Origin of the sequence: Pseudomonas sp. UBA6310 (assembly GCF_002438225.1) — a bacterium.
GTDB lineage: Bacteria > Pseudomonadota > Gammaproteobacteria > Pseudomonadales > Pseudomonadaceae > Pseudomonas_O > Pseudomonas_O kuykendallii.
Window position 1 is genome coordinate 130866 of record NZ_DJTK01000043.1, and the last position, 6959, is coordinate 137824.

At 67.9% G+C, this 6959-nt stretch carries 3 protein-coding genes; 2 read left to right on the top strand and 1 reads right to left on the bottom strand.

Translation table 11 applies throughout. The features are described 5' to 3' along the window. The first annotated feature begins 168 nt into the window (after positions 1-168). The gene (locus B3E91_RS10335) at positions 169-1851 is read left to right on the top strand and encodes a methyl-accepting chemotaxis protein (RefSeq protein ID WP_090231482.1); all 1683 of its coding nucleotides are present in this window, start codon (positions 169-171) and stop codon (positions 1849-1851) included. Between the two features lie 54 nt (positions 1852-1905). On the opposite strand, the gene uvrD is transcribed toward B3E91_RS10335, so the two are convergent. Continuing rightward, positions 1906-4104 (bottom strand): DNA helicase II, encoded by a 2199-nt coding sequence (gene uvrD / locus B3E91_RS10340; protein WP_287029345.1) that lies wholly within the window; start codon positions 4102-4104, stop codon positions 1906-1908. 160 nt (positions 4105-4264) lie between these two features. Here uvrD and B3E91_RS10345 point away from each other — a divergent pair. Then, a partial coding sequence (locus B3E91_RS10345; protein ID WP_287029346.1) for a putative bifunctional diguanylate cyclase/phosphodiesterase occupies positions 4265-6959 on the top strand: 2695 nt, incomplete at its 3' end.

Here is a 6959-nt window from a genome sequence, read left to right on the forward strand (position 1 = left end):
CTTTTGCCTGGCCCGCGGCAGAGGCTCTGGCGCGCACCTCGAGGCACGCCGCTACGCAGCGTCAGCACACCGCATGTCGAGGTCTGCTTCACTGCTATACAGCATTCGCGGCGAATGCCGATAACCCCTATCCATCCGGCCCGATTCGGCCGTACCCGAGGAATGGCGATGCGACTGATGCTGAAGACCAAAGTGCTGATACTGGCGCTGCTACCGGTGATCCTGCTGGCCATCGTGCTGAGCCTGGCCACGGCGAAGATCCTCCTGAGCTTCGCCGACGACGAAGTGAACAGCATGCGCGCGCGGCTGATGGACGAGAGCCGCGGCGAGCTGCAGCACTACATGCAGATCGCCCTGGGCAGCGTGCAGAGCCTGTACGACGCCTCCGCCGCCGGCGACATGGAGGCCCGCGCGCAGGGCATCGCGATCCTGTCGAAGATCAAGTACGGCAAGGACAGCTACTTCTTCGGCTACGACTCGGACATGGTCCGCCTGTTTCGCGGCGACAGCCCGGTCGACGTCGGCAAGAGCCTGAAGGGCCGCAAGGACCCCAATGGCGTGCTGGTCAACGACGAACTGGTCAACGTGGCGAAGAACGGCAGCAACTACGTGCAGTACGCCACCGCGCTGCCGGGTAACGAGAGCATCAACGTGCCCAAGCTCGCCTACAGCTACTACCTGCCGAAGTGGGACATGGCGCTGGGCACGGCGGTCAACCTGGACCGCATCGAAGGGCAACTGAGCGAGGTGCGCGCCGGCATCGACGAGCGCATCCGCAGCATCGTGACCAGCATCGCAGTGATCGCCGTGGTGCTGCTGATCCTCTGCGGCATCGCCGGCGTGACCCTCGGCAACACCTTCCTGAAGCCGCTCAAGCAGATGAAGAACAACCTCGACGACATCGCCGCGGGCGAGGGCGACCTGACCCGTCGCCTGCCGGTGAGCGGCGACGACGAGCTCGGCCAGCTGGCCGCCTCGTTCAACCGCTTCGTCGAGAAGATCCACGGCCTGGTCCGGCAGATCGCCGACATGACCGGGCAGCTCAACGGCCTGGTCGGTGAGGTCGCCTCCCAGGTTCACCGGGGCGAGCAGGCGATGGACCGGCAGCGCCAGGAGACCGACCAGGTCGCCACCGCGATCAACGAGATGTCCGCCGCCGCCCAGGAAGTGGCGCACAGTGCGCAAGGCGCCGCCGAGGCCGCGCGCAAGACCGACGACGAGGGGCAGTCGGCCAAGCGTGTGGTGGACGACAGCGTCGCCAGCATCCATGCACTGGTCGGCGACATCCGCAGCAGCGGGGTGTCGCTGGACAGCCTGCAGCAGGACGTACAGTCGATCGTCAGCGTGCTGGCGGTGATCCGCTCGATCGCCGAGCAGACCAACCTGCTCGCGCTCAACGCGGCGATCGAAGCGGCCCGCGCCGGCGAGGCCGGGCGCGGGTTCGCGGTGGTCGCCGACGAAGTGCGCGCGCTGGCCAGCCGCACGCAGCAGAGTACCCAGGAAATCCAGGCGATGATCGATCGCCTGCAACACGGCACGCAGATCGCGGTGAGCGCCATGCGCCGCTCCAGCGAAGCCGGCGAGGCGAGCAGCACCCAGGCCAACCAGGCGGGCGCTTCGCTGGACACCATCGCCGGGCTGATCGGCACCATCAACGCGATGAACGCGCAGATCGCCAGCGCCGCCGAGGAACAGACCGCGGTGGCCGAGGAGATCAACCGCAGCGTGCACCAGATCGCCGTAGCGGTGGAAACCGTCGCCGACGAAACCCGGCAGAGCGCGCAGACCGCGCGCAGCCTCTCGCAACTGGGCGAGCGGCTCGGTGCGCTGGTGCGTCAGTTCAGGATCTGAGAGCGAGAGGTGGCCATCCGGGAGACGCGAAAAAAGCGCGGCTCCTGGATGGCGTCAGAGCGGCTGCAGCTTGGCGTAGCCGAGCATCAGCCACTTGCTGCCTTCGCCGTCGAAGTTCACCTGCACCCGGGCCTGGGCGCCGGAGCCTTCGAAGTTGAGGATCACGCCCTCGCCGAACAGCGCGTGCTGGACGCGCTGGCCGAGGTTGAAGCCGGTGTCCGGCACCTGGGCGCCGTCGAACATCGAGGCGCCGCCGCGTGCCTGCTGCCCGTAAGGGCGGCTGACGCTACCGGAGAGGCGCACTTCCTGGACCAGCGCCGGGGGAATCTCGCGAACGAAGCGCGAGACCTTGTTGTAGGTCTCGCTGCCGTAGAGCCGGCGGGTTTCCGCGTAGGTCACCACCAGCTGGCGCATGGCGCGGGTGATGCCGACGTAGGCCAGGCGGCGTTCTTCCTCCAGGCGTCCGGGTTCCTCCAGGCTCATCTTGTGCGGGAACAGGCCTTCTTCCATGCCCACTAGGAACACCAGCGGGAACTCCAGGCCCTTGGCGCTGTGCAGCGTCATCAACTGCACGCTGTCCTCGTGGTCGCCTGCCTGCTGTTCGCCGGCCTCCAGCGAGGCGTGGTCGAGGAAGGCCGCCAGCGGCGTCTGTTCCTCGTCGCCTTCCTCGCCTTCGTAGTTGTCGAAGGCCCGTGCGGCGGAGACCAGTTCCTCAAGGTTTTCCACCCGTGCCTGGCCCTTCTCGCCCTTCTCGTCGCGGTGGTAGGCCAGCAGCCCGGACTGCTCGATGACCAGTTGCGCCATCGCATGCAGCGGCAGACCCTCGACCTTCAGCGCCAGCGTGTCGACCAGCTCGACGAAGGCGTTCAGCGCGCTGGCGCCGCGGCCGCCGATGACCTTGGTGCCGACCGCCTGGTGCAGCGCGGCCCACATCGACAGGTCCTGGGCGCGGGCGAATTCGCGCAGCGTCTCGACGGTCTTCTCGCCGATGCCGCGCGCCGGCACGTTGATCACCCGCTCCAGCGCGGCATCGTTGCCGCGCTGGTGGATCAGGCGCAGGTAGGCCATCGCGTTCTTGATCTCGGCGCGCTCGAAGAAGCGCTGGCCGCCGTAGATGCGGTAGGGAATCCGTTCGCGCAGCAGCGCTTCCTCGAGTACCCGCGACTGGGCGTTGGAGCGATAGAGGATGGCGATCTCGCTGCGCAGCGCGCCGTCGCGTACCGCGCGTTCGATGTTCTCGACCACGTAGCGCGCTTCGTCGTGCTCGTTGAAGGCGGCGTAGAGGCCGATCGGCTCGCCGTCGCCGCCCTCGGTCCAGAGCTCCTTGCCCAGGCGACCCTGGTTGTTGGCGATCAGCGCGTTGGCGGCCTTGAGGATGCTCGCGGTGGACCGGTAGTTCTGTTCCAGGCGGATGGTCTGGGCGTCGGCGAAGTCGTCGCAGAACTGCTGGATGTTCTCGATCTTGGCGCCGCGCCAGCCGTAGATCGACTGGTCGTCGTCGCCCACCACCATCAGGCTGTCGCCGCCCTGGGCGAGGATCTTCAGCCAGGCGTACTGCACCGAGTTGGTGTCCTGGAATTCGTCCACCAGGATGTGGCGGAAGCGCCGGCGGTAGTGGTCGAGAATGCCGCCCTTGTTGTCGCGCCAGAGGTCGAGGGCGCGCAGCAGCAATTCGGAGAAGTCGATCACCCCGGCGCGCGCGCAGGCCGCTTCGTAGGCTTCGTAGATCTTGCGCATGGTGGCGAGGAACAGGTCGCCGCCGGCCTGGATGTTCTGCGGGCGCAGGCCCTCGTCCTTCTGCCCGTTGATGAACCACTGCGCCTGTCGCGCCGGCCAGCGCTGTTCGTCGAGGCCCAGCTCGCGGATCACCCGCTTGACCAGGCGCTGCTGGTCGTCGGAGTCGAGGATCTGGAAGTTCTGGTTCAGCCCGGCTTCCTGCCAGTGCGCGCGCAGCAGGCGGTGCGCCAGGCCGTGAAAGGTGCCGACCCACATGCCGGCCGGGTTGATCCCCAGCAACTGTTCGATGCGATGGCGCATCTCGGCGGCGGCCTTGTTGGTGAACGTTACCGACAGCAGCGAATGCGGCGAGGCGCCGATCACCTGAATCAGCCAGGCGATGCGGTGCACCAGCACGCGGGTCTTGCCCGAGCCGGCGCCGGCCAGCACCAGTTGGCGGCCAATGGGCGCGGCAACCGCCTGGCGCTGGGCATCGTTGAGGGAGTTGAGCAGCAGGGAGAGATCGTCGTTAGGCATCGCGGCATTCTAGGGGGCGGCGTCAGACCGGGCAAACCGGCGTGCCCGGCGGAACGGCGATGCCTGACTGCTCGGTCGTCCTAAAAGCTGTTGGGCCTGGCCTCGTGCTCACGTTATGCTCCGGCGTCTTTTTAGGCTCAGACCACTACAAGAACCGCCTATGAGTGCCGCCACCCGGACTATCCGCCTGCCTGCCGAAGGCCGGGCCATCGGTCAGCAGTTCGCGACCCAGATCGCCATCGAGCGCACGCGCCTGCTGTACCAGGGCTCGCGGTTGCCGACGCTGTTCATGCTGCTCACCGGGCTGGCCTGCGCCTATCTGCTGTGGAGCCCGCAGGAAAGCCTGTGGCTGGCGGTGTGGCTGGTCTGGCTGGTGCTGCTGGCGGTGGTGCGGCTGGTCCAGGTGACGGCCTTCGATGCCGCCCCGGAACAGCGCCGGGCCGAGCCGCGCTGGTATCGCGCGTTTCTGCTGGGCGCCGCGGCTTCCGGGCTGGCGCTGGCGTTCCCGGTGATCATGCTGGTGCCCGCCGAGGACTTCACCCGCCAGGCGCTGGTCTACGGGCTGATCGCCGCGGCGATCCTTTCCGCCGGCGTGGCCTACGCGGTCAGCCTGCCGGCGCTGCTCACCTTCGCCTTGCCCTGCCTGCTGCCGACCCTGACCTACCTGCTGCTCAGCGACACGCCCGCGCAACGTGCCTGCGGAGTGCTGGCGGCGATTCTCGGCGTGGCGCTGCTGCTGATGGCCTGGCAGATCAACCGGCTGCTCTGGTGCAGCCTGCTGCAGGGTTTCCAGAACCAGGCGCTGCTGGCGACGCTGGAGCAGTCAAAGCGCCAGACCGACGTGCTGAATGGCCGGCTGGGGCGTGAGGTCGAGCAGCGGCGGCGCGCCGAGCGCCGGCTCAGCGACGCCCATGACGATCTCGAACGGCGCGTCGCCGAGCGCACCCGCGAGCTGGACGAAGCGACCCGCGCGCTGAGCAGCAGCCAGGAGCGCCTGACCCTGGCGCTGGAAGCCAGCGAGCTGGGCCTGTGGGACTGGAACCTGGTCAGCGACGAAGTGCATCACTCGCAGTTGCGGGAAATCTTCGGCGTCGAGGAGGACACCGCGCCGGGCATGCTCCGCTACCTGCGCACGCACCTGCATCCCGAGGACCTGCCGCAGCTGCGCCAGGCGCTGGTCGCGCACCTCAAGGGGCTCACCGAGCTATACGTCGCCGAGTACCGCGTGCGCCACGCCGAGGGTCACTGGCTGTGGGTCGAGGATCGTGGCCGGGCGGTGGAGCGCGACGCCAGCGGACGGGTGACGCGGATGCTCGGCACGCGCCGCGACATCAGCGCGCGCAAGATCCGCGAGACCGATCAGCTGCTCGCCGCCACGGTGTTCGAGGCGGCCAGCGAAGGCATCGTCATCCTCGATCCGGGATACCGGGTGCTGGCGGTCAACGGCGCGTTCAGCCAGGTCACCGGCTATCAGCGCGACGAGGTGCTCGGGCGGCGCGTGGCGGCGATTTCCAGCAGCCGTGATTCGCAGCGCCAGTACCAGCAGATCGACGCCGAGTTGCGCGAGCATGGGCGCTGGCAGGGCGAACTGATCGAAACCCGCAAGAGTGGCGAACTCTATCCGCAATGGCTGCAGCTCAACGTGGTCCGCGACGCGCGCGGCACGCTGCGCCACGTCGTCGGTTTCTTCGCCGACCTCAGCGCGCGGCGCCATGCCGAAGAGCGCCTGCGCTACTTGTCGAACTACGACGAACTGACCGGGCTGGCCAACCGCACGCTGTTCCGCGAGCGCCTGCACGAGGCCAGCCAGCGCGCTCGCCAGGGCGGTCGCAGTCTGGCCCTGCTGCACATCGATCTGGATCGCTTCAAGCTGCTCAACGACAGCCTCGGCCACGAAGTCGCCGACCAGGTGTTGCGGCAGATGGCCCGGCGCCTGGCCCAGGCGGTGCCGGAAGCGGACACCCTGGCGCGGATTTCCGGCGACGAGTTCGCCGTGCTGCTGGATTCCTACGGCAGCCTCTCGGCGCTCGCGCGCAGCGCCGAACGGCTGCTCGGCAAGCTGCGCAAGCCAATGGATGTCGGCGGCCAGGAACTGGTGATCAGCGCCTCGGTGGGGATCAGTCTGCTGCCGGACAACGCGCGGGAAATCTCCACCCTGATCAGCCAGGCGAACACTGCCATGCAGCAGGCCAAGCGCCTGGGCGGCAACGGCTTCCAGTTCTTCACCGACAGCCTGCAGGCCTCGACGCTGCAGCGGCTGCAACTGGAGAACCAGCTGCGCAAGGCGATCGAGGACGGCCAGTTGGACGTCTTCTACCAGCCCAAGCTGCGCCTCGCCGACGACAGCCTGAGCGCGGCCGAGGCCCTGGTGCGCTGGCATCATCCGGAGCAGGGCCTACTGACGCCGGGGGCGTTCATCGGGCTGGCCGAGGAAACCGGGCTGATCGGTGTGATCGGGGAGTTCGTCCTGCGCCGGGCCTGCGCCGATGCCTGCGCCTGGCGTGCCCAGGGCATGGACATCCGCGTCTCGGTGAACATCTCGGTGCATCAGGTTCGCCTGGGCAATCTCACCAGCCTGGTGCGCCAGGTTCTGGACGACAGCGGTTTGCCGGCGCACCTGCTGGAACTGGAACTGACCGAGAGCCAGATGCTCGACAATGTCGAGACCATCGCGCGCAGCTTCCAGCAGTTGCGCGCGCTCGGCGTGAAGCTGGCGATCGACGACTTCGGCACGGGCTTCTCATCCCTGAGCTACCTCAAGCGCTTCCCGGTGGACGTGCTGAAGATCGACCAGAGCTTCATCCGCGACCTGTCCGCCAGCGCCGAGGACGCTGCGATCACCCGCGCGATCATCG